The sequence below is a fragment of the Dolichospermum heterosporum TAC447 genome, assembly GCF_024584745.1.
In the GTDB taxonomy this organism is placed as follows: Bacteria; Cyanobacteriota; Cyanobacteriia; order Cyanobacteriales; family Nostocaceae; genus Dolichospermum; species Dolichospermum heterosporum.
The window spans coordinates 2,596,277-2,613,480 of the sequence record NZ_CP099464.1 but is presented as its reverse complement, the minus strand read 5'-3'; the positions used below and the strand labels follow the sequence as shown (position 1 = coordinate 2,613,480).

Here is a 17,204-nt window from a genome sequence, read left to right as displayed (position 1 = left end):
TCTTCAAGAAGTCGGGGATCTAACTCTTGGCAATTTTAACTAGCTTCATTAAATATTTCTATTGGGGAAGGAGGAGAATTTATTTGATCTCCTAATGTGGCGACAATTTCTAATTTATTAATTTGCTCTCTTAACCAATTAGTAAATAAATCTCCGAGAATAGCTACGCGCATTTGTTCATTCAATTCGGGGGCAATGATTTCTTCAACTATAATGATATGGACTCCTTTGGGTGTAACGACTGGTTTAATAATTTCTGGGGGATTAGCTGCAAAAACTGCGGCAGCAATTTCTGGTCTAAAATCACTACGTTTGCGGATACCTTGATATCCTCCAGCGCGACGAATTTCGGGATTTTCGATATATTGACGAGCTACTTCTTGAAAACTAATTTCTCCTTCTTGGAGGGCATAAAATATTTCTAAAGCTAAATCTTCATCATCTAATATGACTTCATAGGTGACTACTCCGCTATAATCAAGTTGGTGAGCATAAAAGAATGGTTCAACTTTCTCGGCAAATAAATGATGAGCTAATTTTGCCGATAGGAGATTAATGTTTGCGATTTCTTCAAAGTTATCTAAGGTAAGATGATGTTTTTGTAACCATTCCCAGGTGTCTTCTGCTTTAATCAGGTTGTTAACTAATCGTAAACTATCTGCGGTTTGTTGTAATTCTGCTATTTCGATGGTAATGCCTTCTTTTTGGGCAGTTTCTGTGATAATTTTTCTGGTGGCGATCGCTTCTAATAAACTAGGAATTTGACAAGATATTTTTAGATGATAAATAATATCTTCTTGGGATATTTTTACAATATTAGACATGATTTAATCTCCTTAATTTACTAAATTTAGTAAAAATCATTTTTTCAAAATAAGAATTCAAGAATTATTGACCGCAGATGAACGCAGATGAACGCAGATAAAGATCGATGAATTAATGGATTTCATAATTTTGTGCGGTCTCATATAAAATTAGTATTACTTAAACTAAGTTATTAGGGTATCTATCATATTTACCTGATATGTTATTTTCTTATCTCTATCTAATGGTAGTTTTAATATTTTTGATAATTTATAGCCACAGAATTTGAAAATAAAAACCAAAAAAACCAGATCCCCGACTTCTTTAAGAAGTCGGGGATCTAAATTGCAGTCGGGGATCTGAAATTTTTAGCCTAGAGAAACAGTTAAGCTTCCAGGTTTAGCAAAATCACCAGTTAATACTACACCCCGATTATTGGTGTGTAAATGACGGAGAATTTTGTAAATTGCTTCTACTTCTTCAGCAGCACCGGACATATCTGCCAGTTCAGAAATAGAAAGTGCTTTTTTCTGGGTTTGCAACACTTCTAAAACTCGTTTTTGTAAATCGAGAATCACAGCGGCAGCTTTTTTACCAGCTTCCACACCTGGTTGATGATAAGCATTGACATTTATTAAACTGGCATATAAACCCACAGCCCGTTCATATAATGCAATTAACGCGCCAACTGTGCGAGCATTAACTTGAGGAATGCTGACTGTAATCGAATCGCGGTTATTCTCATACAATGCTTGACGAGTTCCTAACAAGAAACCACAGAGATAATCACCAGAAGTCACTCCAGGATCAACTTCTACGGATGTTCCTTGGCGATCTTCTAAAACTTCAATTAAGGTGGCAAAGAAGTTGGGGACACCTTCGCGCAACTGTTGCACATAGGCGTGTTGATCAGTTGAGCCTTTGTTGCCATAAACTGCAATCCCTTGAAATACAGTTTTCCCATCTAAATCTTTTTCTTTACCCAAAGATTCCATGATGAGTTGTTGCAAATAGCGGCTAAATAGCAACAAACTGTCTTTGTAGGGGAGGACTACCATATCTTTTTCACCTTTGCCATTTCCAGAGAAATACCAAGCAAGGGCTAATAAAGCGGCTGGGTTGTTTTTGAGATTGGGGACGCGGGTGGCATCATCCATTTCTTTTGCACCATCTAGCATGGCACGGATATCTATGCCCTGTAATGCCGCAGGTACTAGCCCTACAGCGGACATTTCTGAGGTACGTCCACCAACCCAATCGTACATGGAAAACCGGGCTAACCAATTTTCAGCTTTGGCGACTTTATCCAGGTTGCTATCTTGTCCGGTAATAGCGACTGCATATTTAGCAAAGTCTAATTTTTGGGCTGTGTAGGCTTGTTTGACCTCAATCATGCCGTTGCGAGGTTCGGGTGTGCCTCCAGATTTGGAAATGACTAATACCAAGGTTGTGGCTAGTTTATCGCCAAGTTGGGCAAGAACCCGATCAATTCCGGTGGGGTCGGAATTGTCTATAAAGTGAATTTGTAGGGGTGGTAGGTCGGGGGATAGGGCTTGGGTGACAAATTGTGGACCCAAGGCTGAACCACCAATACCAATGGAAATGATATCCGTGAAGCGGCACTCCTTGGGGGATGAATTGCCCCGGTGTGTACCTGGTCGGCAAAAGCTTCGATTTGTTCTAAGGTTTGAACTATTTCTTGGGTGAGTTCGGGGGTGGGGGCTAAATCTGGATTCCGCAACCAGTAATGTCCTACCATGCGGTTTTCGTCGGGATTGGCGATCGCCCCTTTTTCTAATTCCACCATATCCGCAAACGCTTTGTCAAACTTAGGTTGCAATGATGCCAGAAACGCATCATCAAACCTCATTCGACTAATATCTAGATATAGTCCTAATCCTGGATGAAAATACAACCAGTCCTGGTATCGTTGCCAAAGTACCCTAGAATCCATAGGGAAATCTCAAATAAAGTGTTGGTCAAACACAAGTTTAATGTATGCTTTTGGCGATCCCTGCTTTGTCTTATACAGTTTTTAATAGAATAACGGATATAGAGGGGTTTCAGTTTACATTGCGTTACATTAACGGCTGATAACTGATAACTCAAACATGACAAATGGCAAGTAACTAAATTATGATCGAATACCTGATTTTTCTCGCTATTTCTACCGCCACCTTCGCCCTGTTCGGACTAGGACTCAATCTCCAATGGGGTTTTACTGGTTTAATTAACTTTGGTCATATTGCTTTCATGACTTTGGGTGCGTATACGACGGTTTTATTAAGTCTCAAGGGCGTACCGTTACTGCTATCGGCGGGAATCGGAGCAGTTGTTGCCGCAATGCTTGGTTTAGTAATTGGCTTTGCAACTTTGCGGTTACGCGAAGATTATCTTTCAATTGTCACCATTGGTACAGGTGAATTAATTCGATTAATAGTCAATAACCAGAATTTGCCTGTAGGTAATACGTGGATATCGGGATCTTTCGGTGTGCAAAGTTATGTTATCCCTTTATCAACAACTCCCAATTTATTTTTCCGCTTGGTTATGATTATTGTTCTCTCTCTCTTAACAGGAATCACATTATTTTCTCTATGGCATTGGGTGCGAACTGCTCAAATTTCTGTAAATAATAATACAGTCAGAAATAGTAGTCTTAAACAAGAATTTACTTCTCGGTTAATAGTCGGAATTGCTTTAGGGTTATTAGCTGCTGCAATTTATATTTCTGGTGTGATTGGACTATATAATTATAATCCCAAAGCCGGGTTAATGTTGTTCATATTATTAATCTTAGCTTTTGTTTTTTGGCGGTTGGAAATTTTAGTGCGATCGCCTTGGGGAAGAGTGCTAAAATCTATTCGTGAAGATGAAGAAATTCCCAAAGCATTAGGTAAAAACGTCTTTTCCTATAAACTCCAATCATTAATGTTAGGTGGGGCAATTGCGGGGATTGCTGGAGCATTTTTTGCTTGGCAACTAGGCGCAATTTACCCCGATAACTTCCAACCCCAACTTACCTTTGATGCCTGGATTATGGTAATTTTAGGTGGTTCTGGCAACAATCTGGGAACTATTTTAGGTGCAGTTATTTTCTTTACCTATGATGCTATCACTAGAGAATTTTTACCCAAAATTGTTCCCCTAGATGTAGAACGGATTGGTGCGTTTCGGATCATGTTTATTGGGTTACTTTTAATGGTGTTGATGATTTGGCGACCTCAAGGGATTTTAGGGAAAAAGGAGGAACTGACTCTTGGTAAATAATTGGGCATTTGTGATGTTAAAATAGTTGATACGAGCCGTTTATGGGAGGAATAGCCATGATAGTTGCAACTGCTAACAAGATGACTTTTGAGGAATTTCTTAATTATGACGATGGGACAGATAATTTATATGAATTTGAGAACGGAGAATTAATTCCTATGCCTTTAGAAAGTGAGATAAATCGGCGCATAGCAATGTTTTTAGTTGCCTATTTTCTGCAATTGGGTATTCCCTATTACCGCTTGAGTATGAAAACAGAAATCGCTGTGAATAGTCGTCAGGTGGGGGTGCGTGTTCCTGATTTGACGGTGTTTTCTGAAGAATTAGCTCAGGTAATGCAGGGGGCTACACGCTCGCTGATTTTAATGGATATGCCGCTGCCTTTGCTGGTGGTTGAGGTAGTGAGTCCAAATCAGGAAAATCGTGATTATCGTTATAAGCGTTCTGAGTATGCAGCGCGGGGAATTACTGAGTATTGGATTGTTGATCCAATTGGGCAAAAAGTGACGGTTTTAGAATGGGTGGAGGGTTTTTATGAGGAGCAGGTTTATAGGGGAGATGAGATGATTTGTTCGCCTCTATTTAGTGATGTAAAGTTAACTGTGGCTGAGGTTTTACAGGGATGAAATTTGATCAAATCCGACAATCTTTATTTCATAACAATAATTAAAAACCAACAAAAAAACCTAGAAATGAAGTTGAGAAGAAAATTATAATGGTAAATAATATCGCATCACCCCAACTATCTCTTTTAGCTGCAACTGGACTTTCTAAAAATTTTGGCGGAATTAAAGCAGTTCAGGAAGCGAATATCGAAGTTATCAAAGGTAGCATTACTGGGTTAATTGGTCCCAATGGGGCTGGGAAAACTACTTTATTTAATTTACTCTCTAATTTTATTCGTCCCGATAAAGGTAGAGTGATTTTTGATGGTGAACCTATTCATCAATTACAACCATACCAAATTGCCCAACAGGGATTAGTGAGAACCTTTCAAGTTGCCCGGGTTTTGTCGAAGTTATCAGTATTAGAAAATATGCTTTTGGGAGCGCAAAAACAAACCGGTGAGAATTTTTGGCAAGTGCAATTTCAACCCCACATTGTTGCTAAAGAAGAAAAGCAACTAAAAGAACGAGCAATGTTTTTGTTAGAGTCAGTAGGCTTAGAAAAAAAAGCCGCTGATTATGCCGGTGGTTTATCTGGGGGACAGCGGAAACTTTTAGAAATCGGTCGGGCATTGATGACTAATCCTAAGTTAATATTGCTAGATGAACCTGCTGCTGGCGTAAATCCCAGATTAATTGATGACATATGCGATCGCATTTTAGCGTGGAATCGTCACGACGGCATGACATTTTTGATTATTGAACATAACATGGACGTAATTATGTCCTTATGTGATCGAGTTTGGGTATTAGCTGAAGGACAAAATCTAGCCGTTGGTAGCCCTACAGAAATCCAAAATAATACCAAAGTTTTAGAAGCATATTTGGGACAATGATATTATATTAGATATGCCTAAGAAAATTAGAGAACTGAAAAATTTATTACTGCAATCCGGTTTTACATATAAACCGGCAAAGGGAAGTCATAGCAAATGGATACATCCAAAATTATCTAAAGCTATTATCATTGCTGGTAAAGATGGTAGTGATGCTAAACAATATTTAGAGGATGTTTTAAAAGTATTAGATGAAACCGATAATCTCCAAAAACCTAACCCCCCTGCCCCCTTCCCTACGAGGGAAGGGGGTTTTCAAAGCCTCTCCCCGCTTCGGGGAGAGGTTTGGAGAGGGGTTTGTTTATACATTAAAAACTTCTCAAACACCCTCTTAGAGAAGCAAGTTAATGAAGCAATAGTAGAATTGAATAAAATAGAAACAGAAGAAAAGGAGGAATCAGAGGAATGAAATATACAATTATTATTCAATGGTCTAAGGAAGATGAATGTTATGTAGTTTCATTACCAGATTTTACAGATGTCATGCAGCCTTGTACTCATGGAGACACTTATGAAGAGGCTTTAAAAAATGCCCAAGAAGTTTTAGAAATGCTGATTTCATCTTATTTAGAAGACGGACAACCAATACCCGAACCGCAAATTATCGGCATTAATTAGATCCCCGACTTCTTTAAGAAGTCGGGGATCTGAAAATCCACAATCAAAAATCCTATGACTCGTAACCTGCAAGAAACACATTTAAATCGCGCCCGTGCTAGTCTCAGACAAGCATTATCTTGGTATGGATATCTCCGTAAATCGGGACAACTAGCCGCAAATCCAGAATTAGCAAGGTTGCTAAAACCAGAAATAGAAACTTTAAATGCCACACTCAATAAATTAGATGCCAATGTCATCAGAATTGCGGCTTTTGGTTTAGTCAGTCGGGGAAAATCAGCAGTATTAAATTCTTTATTAGGAGAAAAAATTCTGCAAACCGGACCCCTAAATGGTGTCACTCAATCGCCACGTTCTGTACCTTGGAAACCAGGAGATAAGGTATTAGTCGAATTAATTGATACTCCCGGTTTAGATGAGATTGCCGGAGATTCACGGGCGCAAATGGCACGAGACGTAGCGCGTCAAGCTGATTTAATTTTGTTCGTGGTTTCTGGGGATATTACGAGAACTGAATATCAAGGATTATTGGAATTACGTCAAGCCCAAAAACCTTTAATTTTGGTATTTAATAAAATTGATTTATATCCCGATACAGATAAAAATGCAATTTATAAAAATCTGCAACAATTAGGGGCAGGAAATACCCAAAATCAGCCATTGTTACCTGATGAAATTGTCATGATATCGGCTGAACCTGCACCAATGGAAGTGAGAGTAGAATATGCAGATGGAAGCGTTACTTCTGAATGGGAAACACCACCACCGCAAGTAGATGAATTAAAGCAAACAATCTTAAATATATTAAATCGAGAAGGACGATCTCTTTTAGCTTTAAATGCACTCATTCAAGCTAGAGAATCCGAAGAAAATATCGCCCAAAAAACCGTTCATATCCGCGAAAAAGAAGCAGAAGATATTATTTGGAGGTTTAGCCAATATAAAGCCCTAGCCATTGGCTTAAATCCCATTGCTTTTTTAGATATAATAGGTGGTTTAATTACCGATTTAGCTTTAATTCGGGCATTAGCTAAATTGTATGGTTTACCCATGACTAGCTATGAAGCCAGTGAATTATTAAAAACAATTTTATTTAGTTCCGGTGGTTTATTATTAAGTGAAATTGGCAGCAGTCTTATATTAGGCTTAGGTAAAAGTGCCGCAGCGATCGCCAGTGGTGATAATCCCTTTAATATTACTACTTTTTTCGGGAGTGCTATCGCGCAAGGTGGAATTGCCGGTTATGGTGCTTATACAGTCGGTAAAGCCGCCCAGTTATATCTAGAAAAAGGCTGTACTTGGGGACAATTGGGGGCTAATACTGTCATTCAGGAAATTTTGTCACAAGTTGATAAAAATACTATTTTGTATCGCTTACAGCAAGAATTAGGCGGTACTTTTGGTGAGTTTTGAGAGATTGAATCTAAGAGGGTGTTTGAAAAGTTTTGAATGTATAAATTGACCCCTCTCCAAACCTCTCCCCGACGCGGGGAGAGGCTTTGAAAACCCCATTCCCTGGTAGGGAAGGGGGGCAGGGGGGTTAGGTTTTTGGAGATTATGGGTTTCATCTGATACTTTTCAAACAACCTCTAAGTAGCCATCACAAACTTTATGATTTGGGATTTTTACCTCTTTTCCATGCTTTTGATGCTGGAAGTGTAGGTTCACAAGGCTTTTGTAAAATTTCAATAATGGTAGCAATAACTTGATTTATTTTTTCATCCCTTAATTTTCCGATATTCCTAATAACATTACTTTTGTCAACTGTTGCAATGATGTTAGGACGAATATAACAGGGACTTAAATTAAGTTTACCAAACATAAAATCCTGGTCTTCTAACTTAATTTCATATTCTCTACCTGGTTTACTGGTAATAGGACAGAGAATAATATTATTACTATCTGATTCTGCTATAATCAAGGCAGGTCTTCTTTTAGTAGCAGATGCGTCAGAAAATGGAAAAGGTACAGAGATAACGTCACCTTTAGCAAATTTTTCCATAAGCATAAATTCTATAAATCCTTCCAAGCTTCGTCTTCTTCTGGTTCAAGCCAAACTTTATTGAGTGATGATTCACTTAACTCAAGAAAATCTTTTACTAAAATTTCCAAATCATCTACATTACTAACTTGCAAATTTTGAATCTTTTCAAGTGGTAGATTAGTTAGTTTAGCTACTAGAGATAAATCAATACCTTCTTGTAGCATATTGAGTGCAACTTGAGTTAAACCTTCTTGTAACCCTTGTTCCCAGGCTTCACGTAAAGATTGAGATTGAAGTGCTAATTCACGCATAATTATAAGTTACAGATACTCTGTTTAAATTATAACTAAAATATTTAGATTATCTACTACTTTAGCATTAATAAATCCCTATTACGGAATGTTTAAGTCATGATTATATCATCATAGAATCAAAAAGTATATAAATTAACTAAAAATAATTATTGGAATTGTTACTTTGAAAAAGAGTTTACCAACTATGAGTAATTCTCTTCATTAGCAATCCTTAAAATTCCTAATTAACCTTTATTCTCCACTAACAAAGGTAACATGATCATGGTATCCCTAAACGAAGTTATCAACGGTAAAAAACCCATTGAAGAAGCAATTCTTGAAGCCATTACAGAAGCGCGGACAACCTGTACAGAAAATGGCAATAATTCCGCCAATTGTGCAGTAGCATGGGATATTGTCGAAGAATTGCAAGCAGAAAAAGCCCATCAAAAGCAAGCAAAACACCGCAAAACAGCCCTAGAAGACTACTGCGAAATGTATCCAGATGCGTTGGAATGTTTGATTTACGATCTTTAATTATCTTTAATTTAGATCAGGGTTTAGCATTGTGCTTTACCCCTACCCAATTTATGATCAAAAAATATAAAACCCCCTACTCCACAGCCCCCAACGCCTTCAAAGTTAATATTTCCGCCCGGCTTAACCCCTTCACCCCCTGAATCTTCAACCCTGCATATAACCTATGGTCAAAGGTAGCGATACAGTCCCCAGTCTGCACATTCCACAGTTTCACCGTTTCATCATAACTACCACTAGCCAAGGTCAGACCATCTCCACTCCAGGCTACTGACCTAACAAAATGGCTATGACCCTCTAGGGTTCGCACACAGTCCCCAGACTGGACATTCCACAGTTTCACCGTATTATCATTACTACCACTAGCCAAGGTCAGACCATCTCCACTCCAGGCTACTGAGTTAACCCAATCGCTATGACCCTCTAGGGTTCGCCCACAGTCCCCAGACTGGACATCCCACAGTTTCACCGTATTATTATTACTACCACTAGCCAAGGTCAGACCATCTCCACTCCAGGCTACTGAGCGAACCCAATCGCTATGACCCTCTAGGGTTCGCCCACAGTCCCCAGTCTGCATATCCCACAGTTTTACCGTTTTATCTTTACTACCACTAGCCAAGGTCAGACCATCTCCACTCCAGGCTACTGAGTTAACCCAATCGCTATGACCTTCTAGGGTTCGCACACAGTCCCCAGTATGCACATTCCACAGTTTCACGGTTTTATCTTTACTACCACTAGCCAAGGTCAGACCATCTCCACTCCAGGCTACTGAGTTAACCCAATCGCTATGACCTTCTAGGGTTCGCACACAGTCCCCAGTATGCACATTCCACAGTTTCACGGTTTTATCATCACTACCACTAGCCAAGGTCTGACCATCTCCACTCCAGGCTACTGAGTTAACCAGACTGCTATGACCCTCTAGGGTTCGCACACAGTCCCCAGTCTGCACATTCCACAGTTTCATCGTATTATCATCCAAACTACCACTAGCCAAGGTCTGACCATCTCCACTCCAGGCTAATGACAAAACCAAATGGCTATGACCCTGTAAAGTCCGCACACAGTCCCCAGACTGGACATCCCACAGTTTTACCGTTTTATCATTACTACCACTAGCCAATGTCTGACCATCTCCACTCCAGGCTAATGACATAACCCAATGGCTATGACCCTCTAGGGTTCGCACACAGTCCCCAGACTGGACATCCCACAGTTTTACCGTTTTATCTTTACTACCACTAGCCAAGGTCAGACCATCTCCACTCCAGGCTAATGACAAAACCAAATGGCTATGACCCTGTAAAGTCCGCACACAGTCCCCAGACTGGACATCCCACAGTTTCACCGTATTATTATTACTACCACTAGCCAAGATCAGACCATCTCGACTCCAGGCTACTGAGTTAACCCAATTGCTATGACCCTCTAGGGTTCGCACACAGTCCCCAGACTGGACATCCCACAGTTTTACCGTATTATCAAGACTACCACTAGCCAAGGTCTGACCATCTCGACTCCAGGCTACTGACAAAACCCAATTGCTATGACCCTCTAGGGTTCGCACACAGTCCCCAGTCTGCATATCCCACAGTTTCACCGTATTATCACCACTACCACTAGCCAAGGTCTGACCATCTCGACTCCAGGCTACTGAGTTAACCCAATTGCTATGACCCTCTAGGGTTCGCACACAGTCCCCAGTCTGCATATCCCACAGTTTTACCGTATTATCACGACTACCACTAGCCAAGGTAAGACCATCTCCACTCCAGGCTACTGAGTAAACCCCACTGCTATGACCTACCAATGTCAATAATTCCCGTCCTGTTAAAGCATTCCAAATTTGAACTCTATCATCACTATCTCCTGTAGCAAGGTATTTCCCATCTGGACTAAAAGCAACAGAATAAACTGATCCTAATGCCTTAGCAAAAAAAGCATCTGTTAAATTTGCTCCCGTCAGGTTGACATTATACAAACTGGCTAAACCAAAATTTACACCAGGTATAACTGTCTCACTCAAATCCTGTTTTTCTAAAGCAAACCGACTCCCTTTTAATAACAACTGTACCGCATTACTACCACAGTAACCTGTGATTGTTTCAGTTTTACCTTTGGTGGCTTTGACCTCTGCTAATAAACGTTGATTTGCTGTTGTTGACAACATGGGAAACATTAAATCTAAGACGGCTTTGGCTAAGAGAGTTTTCCCAAAAGTTTGACTTAAATCTATTTTTCCTTGGTCGTAGGGAAGAACCTCCACAACTTCCTGAAAATCTGCTGCTAAAATGCCTAATTCTCGTCCCAATTTATAGGATACAAAAAATTCTAATAATGAACGATGAGCAGGATAATAATCACCATCAGCATTTCTAATTAACATGGTTTGCCCCATCATGTCATAATGCCAATGATCTAAATCTTTTTGTTCCTGTACCGTTTCACCAAAATAACTACGAATTAAATCTGGAAATTCTTTATAATTTAAACTCATTTTGTCATTCGACAGCATTTCCCAGGATAATTCACACAAGAAATATAATTTATCTGCCATTGAGGTAAAAGTGCGGTCAGCTTTAATATCCCGTGCCATTTTCTGACGCACTGCATAGAGATAAACACGGGAAATATCCACAGGTTTACCAGCTTCAATATCCGGTAATGCTTCCATAATCAAATCAATCATTACCGGACGACGTGCCAAATCTAATAATTGTTCATTATTAATGATACTATCAACGGTTTCTGGTGTGGCTTTAAAATTAAGTACCTGTTTGATCTGTTGATCATCAAATTTTTCTAATTCTAAAACTTCAAATTGGGGTGGTTCTCCTGTGAGATTAGAAGTAGATGCTTGTAATTCTGCATTTAACAGGCTGCGTCCTTCTAATGCTTCGGGGAAATGTTCAGTCCGACAGGTTAAAATTGCTTTTGTTCCTTCTGTTCCCACAACTTTTGCTAATTCCCAGAAATTATTAATCATTGCTTGACGGTCTACCCGTGCGGCCATTTCGTCAAAGCCATCAAAAATTAATAATAATTTCCCCATGCCGTTAAGTTGTTCAAAGGCAGAATATCCAGGTAAACCAATTTGATGTTTACGAAAAAAGAACTCAGAAAATAGAGATTCAATACTCACCGCCTTAGCATAATCTCTTAAAGGAATCACTAAAGGAATACGCGGTCTTTGAGTACCTTTCTCTTTTGCTTCTAAATATTTTTTCAAAGCCAACCAAGCATAATGGAAAGCAAACCAAGTTTTACCTGTACCAAATTCCCCTAAAACCGATAAATGTTCTTTAACTGGGTCATCTAACCATTGATTAATATAACCCTCAATCCAATCGTCTTCTTTACCATAATGACTAACGCCAATATGACGTTTAGTTACTAAATCAATTTCTTCTTTAGTACAAGCCAAGGGAACATAATATTTATCAATTCCTCGGCTTTTAACTTCTGTTTCTAACCAATTAAAATAACCATTAAAATCAGCTTTTTTTTCGATTAATTCATCAAAGGTATAACAAAAAATCTGTTTTTTTTCTGATTTTTCAACTGTCTCTCTAGCTGCTTTACTAACTCGACGCGGTGCAACAATCCAACCTTGATCAACTTTTTGAGTTTCTACGATTGTTTTAACTGCATTAATATCATTAATTCCTGCTTCTGCTTCTACTCCGTGAATTAAAATGCGGTAATATCCTCCTAGTGGATGGGGAATATTAATAATCCATTCAAAATAATCTTTTTCTAAGACTTCGTATTGTTCAAATTTATAACCCAGTGTTTCAAACCATTTTTTTAATTGTTTAGCTAATTCCGTTTCTCTGGGAATTTCCCCAGGTGGTAATAATTGCTGTTGACTTTGGGCTAATTGGGCAATTTGTTTTTGAATTTCTGGTAAACTAAGTTGGTTAATTTGTTCACGAATTTGATTTAAACTATTTTGTAAACTATCTAATTTATGGTCTTGTAAAGTTTCCGTTGCTGTTCTAGTTCGTTTGGCAATTTCAATAAATAATCTGGCAAATTCAGTCAATTCTCGGCGATAATCAATATTTTGATCTTTGATTTTATCGCCAATATCAGAACTTTGAATAAAATTATCTAATGTTTGAATATTAAAACTTCTATTTTGACTAAATGCTTGCTGAAATTCTTTTTTAATTTCTGTTTCCTTAAATAACTGTAAAATAACTTTTTGTTTACCTACACCATACTCAATTAAAGTATAAACATAAACTCCCTCAAAATCATTTGGTGGTGTATCTGGTTTTAAACCAAATTTATTTAACAATTGTAATCGTATTTCACTATACTTTAATTTATCTAAGACTTCATGTACTGTTTCCCCAATTAATGCGTCAATAATTTTATCAAGCATAAACAAAACTTGGTATAATAAGTATTTACTTTTTATACCATCAAACACATTTATCTGTCAAGCTGCTAAAAAATCACGGTTTATTTTGAGTACGGTGTATGGCGTTCTTATAACAAAAGCAGTGAGGGTAAGTAATGAATCAGCAAGAATCTAATTATATTTTGTTCACCTCTAACCAAGAATTAGCAACCCCGATGGATTTATTACTTAATGAAGAATGGTTGAGAAAAAGTATCCAAGCTGAGGAAGAAGTAGGGGGTAATATTGGTGCTGGTTTAGATTGGGGTTCTGGTTTTGATCAACTGTTACTTAATCCCGAATTGTTTTATCGCTTAAAAACTTTGCGGATTTCTTTGAATCGAGAAGTGCGTTTGTTGCTCAAAGATTGGAATTTAGGAACTGCCACTTCTATAGCATCTGCTACCGCCAGAGAGAAGTTGCTGGAAAGATTCAGGCTACCTACATCTACTGTTAAAGAACATATTCAAGCTGTGTTGCAGAGTGATGAACTTTTTGGTGAGGAATTTATTTCTAATCATCAGGTATTGCGCGAATTGCTTGGGGTAATGTTGACAGAAAACGATTGGGAAAATATTGCTTCAGTTGCGGCGGATTCGTTGAAGCAGCAAATTATGAATCAGATTTTGGTTGAGAGAAGGCAACAACAATTCCAGTATCAATTAAAATAAGGAAATAATTATTCATGAGTCTTCATGAGTCCTTGTCTGATGTTTTGCCTGAATTCTGTCAGCGATCGCTTTTTTGCGTACATCTCTATCTGACAAATCTCCTGATCCTTCTAGTAAAAATTTGGGATAACCACCCATTCGTTCTAAAACTGTTTTAGCTGAAGTTGGATAATTGTTAACAGGTGTTTCTAGGGATGAGATAAATTGCAAGACAAGTGGGATTTGTTGATTCCTACGGAGCGTTTCGCTATCGCTAAGGTTGGAGATCGCTTGTAAGAGTTCTTGGTGTGGATTGGTGGAGTACATAGTGATTAATTGGTGTTATGATAATTGCAATTTTAGCAAATGTATCGCTCTTTGGGAATTGGGGGGTGGGATAATCATACAATGATACTCAGGAAATTTAGTAGTTGTCATAAATGTGCAAATAGAATTATTAATAGTATAGTAAAATAAATACACTGAGATCAAGGATTAAACTCTAGGACAAAATAAAGCTATAATTTTCTCAAGAATAAAGAGGTAAAACTATTTATGTCACAGCTTGAACAAATTGAAACTGCAATTCTCTCACTTCCATCTCATGATTTTGAGAAACTGAGACAATGGTTTTTAAACCTAGATTATGAACTTTGGGATGAGCAGATAGAACGTGATATTGCAGATGGTAAGTTGGAAGCATTAGCAGCAGAAGCGTTAGCGAAATTTACCGAAAGTATAAATGAGTTTGAACTTTAACGAATCAAATTAATTGTAATTCCCAGAGATAAACTAGTCCAGACTTTATCTGCTGTTAATACAGGTAAATTCAAGCGTTTACCTAAAGCAAGACAAGCACGATCTCCTAATGATAATCCTGTACTTTTGGTTAAAGGTCGAAATTTAGCTATAGTTATAGCATCTTGCTCATTGCAAGCAACAATTTCTAGACTATTTTCTAATAATCCTTCATCTCTCAATCGTTTAATAATTTCCTCTGGTGATTCTCCTAAATCAACAACTTTTGACAATACCTCTACCCAATTAATAATACTAATATAGCACCCATCAATCAACGCATTTTCTACAATTTCTGCTCCTGGTTCATCTCTAAGATAAGCTAAAAAGGCAGAAGCATCTAACACAGATTTATTCACTTAAATACTCCTGTCTGCGTTCGGTAATAAGTTCATTTACCAAATTTCTATCAGGTGATTTATCTTTTAATAAACCTCTTAATTTTTTAACTTGTTGTTTGAGGCTGACTAATTGGATTTTGCCATTATCTTCAAGAGTTAAAATTAATCTGTCTCCAGATTCTAAATTAAGTATTTCTTGGATTTCTTGGGGTAAAGTTAAACGTCCTTCTGGTTCAATATCAAGTGTATATTGTTGAGGAATTGATAAATTAGCAAGTGTCATAGCTGAATATTTCCTTGGTTTATAGCCATTTACATTTTAGCAAAACTCTAAAAATTAAAAAATCTCAATTTTTTCTCTATCTTCAACTCCTACTCATCAATATCCATTGCCAAATTTTCAAAATTAGTAATTGTTACTTCAACATCAGGGAATATTGCCGTTATTTTCAACTCTCCTCCCATAGCTTCAATAACTTGTCGGAGATGACTAACATACATATCAGTACGATTCTCTAATCTAGAAATAGCAGGTTGTTTAATTTGCAACTTTTCAGCTAATTGAGCTTGAGATATTTTTAAAGCTTGGCGTAATTCAGCTAATGCCATTTCCTCTTTTAATTTAGCTGTTTGAGTAGCAATTTTGGCTTTTCTTTCTGCCGATAAATCTTTAGTAAGATTACTAAACTTTTTATGTCCTGTCATATTAAACCCTCCTGACTAATTTCTTGCAGATATTCTTCATAAAGACGATCTGCTATGGGAACATATTTTTCATAAAATCGCTTATCTCCTGTTTTATCTCCACCAATAAGTAAAATTGCCACTCGTCGCGGATCAAAAGCATAAAATACTCTGATTGGTTTACCACGACTTTGAATACGTAACTCTCTCAGGTGAGAGTTTTTTGCACCTTTGACATCGGATGAATAAGGAAAGGGTAATTGTGTTCCCTTTTCTTCAAGTAGTTGAACAACGCTGACAATATCATCTTGTTGCTCTTCTCTAAGAGTTTGCCACCAAATATCAAACTCATTCGTATATTCTATTTCCCAACTCACTTTCTATTATATTACGTTGATGTAATAAATCATAGCTTTAATTTGTCAATTTTCACAACTTTTTTTGCCTATACTGATACTCATCATTTTTTCCCAAACTCCTGCATGACTTGTTTAGTAATTTCTTGAATTGCTGCTAAAGTTGGGGGTATGATTTCGCTTTCCATTCCCAACCATAAAAGATATTCAATATTTCCCGCAGGTCCTGTGATTGGCGACCAAGTTAAACCTTTATATTTCCATCCTAGCTCTAACGCCCCTTTCATCACATTAAAAATTGCATCTCCTTGGTCATCAGAATCGCGGACAACGCCTTTTTTACCGATGCGAGACTTGCCAACTTCAAACTGTGGTTTTACAAGTAATACAGCCTCTCTGGGAGCTTTTGTTAATTGCCATACTGCCGGCAAAATTTTAGTTAAAGAAATAAAGGAAACATCCACAACTATCAAATCAGGAAATATGGCATTTTCAGCATATAATTCTGCTGGTTGTAGTTGGCGTAAATTCGTCCGTTCTTTTAAAATTACTCGTTCATCAGTTCTAATTTTCCAATCCACTTGTCCATAACCAACATCTACACCATAAACTTGTTTTGCGCCAGCTTGTAATAAACAATCTGTAAATCCACCTGTAGAAATTCCCCCGTCTAAACAAATTCTGTCAGTTACAGAAATTCCAAAACATTCTAAAGCTTTGACCAGTTTTTCCCCACCACGAGACACAAAAGGAGGACGTTCTTTAACTTGAATTTGGGCGGTAATATCAACTTCTGTGCCGACTTTATCAATCTTATGTTGATTTACAGTTACTTCTCCAGCTTGAATTAGCCGCTGTGCTTGTTGACGGGAAGCACATAATCCCAAATCTACTAATAATGTATCTAATCGCTGTTTCACCAATTTCACTTTTTATAGTTTTTTATATTTGCTT

The 17,204-nt window shown here is 37.8% G+C and carries 19 protein-coding genes and 1 pseudogene; 9 read left to right on the top strand and 11 right to left on the bottom strand.

The window, feature by feature from the left end; genetic code table 11:
- Positions 1 to 35 precede the first annotated feature (35 nt).
- Positions 36 to 824 (bottom strand): peptidylprolyl isomerase, encoded by a 789-nt coding sequence (locus tag NG743_RS11745; RefSeq protein ID WP_027402981.1) that lies wholly within the window; start codon positions 822 to 824, stop codon positions 36 to 38.
- A 348-nt stretch (positions 825 to 1,172) separates the two neighbouring features.
- Positions 1,173 to 2,549 carry a glucose-6-phosphate isomerase gene (locus NG743_RS11740; RefSeq protein ID WP_257122147.1) on the bottom strand — a complete coding sequence of 459 codons (1,377 nt, stop codon included), beginning with the start codon at positions 2,547 to 2,549 and terminating at the stop codon, positions 1,173 to 1,175.
- Positions 2,550 to 2,940: 391 nt separating this feature from the next.
- Between NG743_RS11740 and NG743_RS11735 the strand changes: the two genes are divergently transcribed.
- The 6 genes and pseudogenes from NG743_RS11735 to NG743_RS11710 all read left to right on the top strand — a co-directional run bounded on the left by NG743_RS11735 (position 2,941) and on the right by NG743_RS11710 (position 7,606).
- Entirely contained in the window at positions 2,941 to 4,074 is a 1,134-nt protein-coding gene (locus tag NG743_RS11735; protein WP_027402979.1) for a branched-chain amino acid ABC transporter permease, read from the top strand.
- A gap of 56 nt (positions 4,075 to 4,130) precedes the next feature.
- Positions 4,131 to 4,700, top strand: a complete 570-nt coding sequence (locus NG743_RS11730; RefSeq protein WP_027402978.1) for a Uma2 family endonuclease — start codon at positions 4,131 to 4,133, stop codon at positions 4,698 to 4,700.
- Positions 4,701 to 4,789: 89 nt separating this feature from the next.
- Positions 4,790 to 5,575, top strand: a complete 786-nt coding sequence (locus tag NG743_RS11725; RefSeq protein WP_193964335.1) for an ABC transporter ATP-binding protein — start codon at positions 4,790 to 4,792, stop codon at positions 5,573 to 5,575.
- Between the two features lie 13 nt (positions 5,576 to 5,588).
- Positions 5,589 to 5,789 (top strand): annotated as a pseudogene (locus NG743_RS11720) (type II toxin-antitoxin system HicA family toxin); the annotation flags it as partial.
- A 191-nt stretch (positions 5,790 to 5,980) separates the two neighbouring features.
- Positions 5,981 to 6,193, top strand: a complete 213-nt coding sequence (locus NG743_RS11715; RefSeq protein ID WP_027402976.1) for a type II toxin-antitoxin system HicB family antitoxin — start codon at positions 5,981 to 5,983, stop codon at positions 6,191 to 6,193.
- 54 nt (positions 6,194 to 6,247) lie between these two features.
- The gene (locus tag NG743_RS11710) at positions 6,248 to 7,606 is read left to right on the top strand and encodes a GTP-binding protein (protein WP_027402975.1); all 1,359 of its coding nucleotides are present in this window, start codon (positions 6,248 to 6,250) and stop codon (positions 7,604 to 7,606) included.
- A 196-nt stretch (positions 7,607 to 7,802) separates the two neighbouring features.
- Here NG743_RS11710 and NG743_RS11705 read toward each other — a convergent pair whose 3' ends face one another.
- Positions 7,803 to 8,195 carry a type II toxin-antitoxin system PemK/MazF family toxin gene (locus NG743_RS11705; RefSeq protein ID WP_233455459.1) on the bottom strand — a complete coding sequence of 131 codons (393 nt, stop codon included), beginning with the start codon at positions 8,193 to 8,195 and terminating at the stop codon, positions 7,803 to 7,805.
- A gap of 11 nt (positions 8,196 to 8,206) precedes the next feature.
- Positions 8,207 to 8,488: an Rpn/YhgA-type helix-turn-helix domain-containing protein gene (locus NG743_RS11700; RefSeq protein WP_027402973.1), complete on the bottom strand. Its 282-nt coding sequence runs from the start codon at positions 8,486 to 8,488 to the stop codon at positions 8,207 to 8,209.
- 258 nt (positions 8,489 to 8,746) lie between these two features.
- Between NG743_RS11700 and NG743_RS11695 the strand changes: the two genes are divergently transcribed.
- A complete protein-coding gene (locus tag NG743_RS11695; protein WP_015078667.1) occupies positions 8,747 to 9,007 on the top strand; it encodes a Calvin cycle protein CP12 in 261 nt (86 codons plus the stop codon).
- Positions 9,008 to 9,083: 76 nt separating this feature from the next.
- On the opposite strand, the gene NG743_RS11690 is transcribed toward NG743_RS11695, so the two are convergent.
- Positions 9,084 to 13,403 (bottom strand): NACHT and WD40 repeat domain-containing protein, encoded by a 4,320-nt coding sequence (locus tag NG743_RS11690; protein WP_257122026.1) that lies wholly within the window; start codon positions 13,401 to 13,403, stop codon positions 9,084 to 9,086.
- 134 nt (positions 13,404 to 13,537) lie between these two features.
- Here NG743_RS11690 and NG743_RS11685 point away from each other — a divergent pair, with 134 nt between their 5' ends.
- A complete protein-coding gene (locus NG743_RS11685) occupies positions 13,538 to 14,092 on the top strand; it encodes a hypothetical protein (protein WP_257122025.1) in 555 nt (184 codons plus the stop codon).
- A 12-nt stretch (positions 14,093 to 14,104) separates the two neighbouring features.
- Here NG743_RS11685 and NG743_RS11680 read toward each other — a convergent pair whose 3' ends face one another.
- On the bottom strand, positions 14,105 to 14,398 hold the full coding sequence (locus tag NG743_RS11680) for a hypothetical protein (RefSeq protein ID WP_228044016.1): 294 nt from the start codon (positions 14,396 to 14,398) through the stop codon (positions 14,105 to 14,107).
- 228 nt (positions 14,399 to 14,626) lie between these two features.
- On the opposite strand from NG743_RS11680, the gene NG743_RS11675 reads away from it, so the two are divergent.
- Positions 14,627 to 14,830: a hypothetical protein gene (locus tag NG743_RS11675; RefSeq protein WP_027402968.1), complete on the top strand. Its 204-nt coding sequence runs from the start codon at positions 14,627 to 14,629 to the stop codon at positions 14,828 to 14,830.
- On the opposite strand, the gene NG743_RS11670 is transcribed toward NG743_RS11675, so the two are convergent.
- From NG743_RS11670 to NG743_RS11650, 5 genes are all read right to left on the bottom strand, one after another.
- Positions 14,827 to 15,228 (bottom strand): type II toxin-antitoxin system VapC family toxin, encoded by a 402-nt coding sequence (locus NG743_RS11670; protein ID WP_027402967.1) that lies wholly within the window; start codon positions 15,226 to 15,228, stop codon positions 14,827 to 14,829. The genes NG743_RS11675 and NG743_RS11670 overlap by 4 nt on opposite strands.
- Complete coding sequence (locus NG743_RS11665) at positions 15,221 to 15,493, bottom strand: AbrB/MazE/SpoVT family DNA-binding domain-containing protein (protein ID WP_027402966.1); 273 nt, start codon at positions 15,491 to 15,493, stop codon at positions 15,221 to 15,223. Before NG743_RS11665 ends, NG743_RS11670 begins: the two co-directional genes overlap by 8 nt.
- A gap of 89 nt (positions 15,494 to 15,582) precedes the next feature.
- Positions 15,583 to 15,915, bottom strand: a complete 333-nt coding sequence (locus NG743_RS11660; RefSeq protein WP_027402965.1) for an XRE family transcriptional regulator — start codon at positions 15,913 to 15,915, stop codon at positions 15,583 to 15,585.
- The gene (locus tag NG743_RS11655; protein WP_027402964.1) at positions 15,912 to 16,271 is read right to left on the bottom strand and encodes a type II toxin-antitoxin system RelE/ParE family toxin; all 360 of its coding nucleotides are present in this window, start codon (positions 16,269 to 16,271) and stop codon (positions 15,912 to 15,914) included. Before NG743_RS11655 ends, NG743_RS11660 begins: the two co-directional genes overlap by 4 nt.
- An 83-nt stretch (positions 16,272 to 16,354) precedes the next feature.
- Entirely contained in the window at positions 16,355 to 17,173 is an 819-nt protein-coding gene (locus NG743_RS11650; RefSeq protein ID WP_027402963.1) for a TlyA family RNA methyltransferase, read from the bottom strand.
- Positions 17,174 to 17,204 lie beyond the last annotated feature (31 nt).

Bases quoted from the DNA above. Each gene is read 5' to 3' on its own strand.
- NG743_RS11745 (WP_027402981.1), bottom strand. From the start codon at position 824: ATGTCTAATATTGTAAAAATATCCCAAGAAGATATTATTTATCATCTA.
- NG743_RS11735 (WP_027402979.1), top strand. From the start codon at position 2,941: ATGATCGAATACCTGATTTTTCTCGCTATTTCTACCGCCACCTTCGCC.
- NG743_RS11730 (WP_027402978.1), top strand. From the start codon at position 4,131: ATGATAGTTGCAACTGCTAACAAGATGACTTTTGAGGAATTTCTTAAT.
- NG743_RS11725 (WP_193964335.1), top strand. From the start codon at position 4,790: ATGGTAAATAATATCGCATCACCCCAACTATCTCTTTTAGCTGCAACT.
- NG743_RS11715 (WP_027402976.1), top strand. From the start codon at position 5,981: ATGAAATATACAATTATTATTCAATGGTCTAAGGAAGATGAATGTTAT.
- NG743_RS11710 (WP_027402975.1), top strand. From the start codon at position 6,248: ATGACTCGTAACCTGCAAGAAACACATTTAAATCGCGCCCGTGCTAGT.
- NG743_RS11705 (WP_233455459.1), bottom strand. From the start codon at position 8,195: ATGGAAAAATTTGCTAAAGGTGACGTTATCTCTGTACCTTTTCCATTT.
- NG743_RS11700 (WP_027402973.1), bottom strand. From the start codon at position 8,488: ATGCGTGAATTAGCACTTCAATCTCAATCTTTACGTGAAGCCTGGGAA.
- NG743_RS11695 (WP_015078667.1), top strand. From the start codon at position 8,747: ATGATCATGGTATCCCTAAACGAAGTTATCAACGGTAAAAAACCCATT.
- NG743_RS11690 (WP_257122026.1), bottom strand. From the start codon at position 13,403: ATGCTTGATAAAATTATTGACGCATTAATTGGGGAAACAGTACATGAA.
- NG743_RS11685 (WP_257122025.1), top strand. From the start codon at position 13,538: ATGAATCAGCAAGAATCTAATTATATTTTGTTCACCTCTAACCAAGAA.
- NG743_RS11680 (WP_228044016.1), bottom strand. From the start codon at position 14,398: ATGTACTCCACCAATCCACACCAAGAACTCTTACAAGCGATCTCCAAC.
- NG743_RS11675 (WP_027402968.1), top strand. From the start codon at position 14,627: ATGTCACAGCTTGAACAAATTGAAACTGCAATTCTCTCACTTCCATCT.
- NG743_RS11665 (WP_027402966.1), bottom strand. From the start codon at position 15,493: ATGACACTTGCTAATTTATCAATTCCTCAACAATATACACTTGATATT.
- NG743_RS11660 (WP_027402965.1), bottom strand. From the start codon at position 15,915: ATGACAGGACATAAAAAGTTTAGTAATCTTACTAAAGATTTATCGGCA.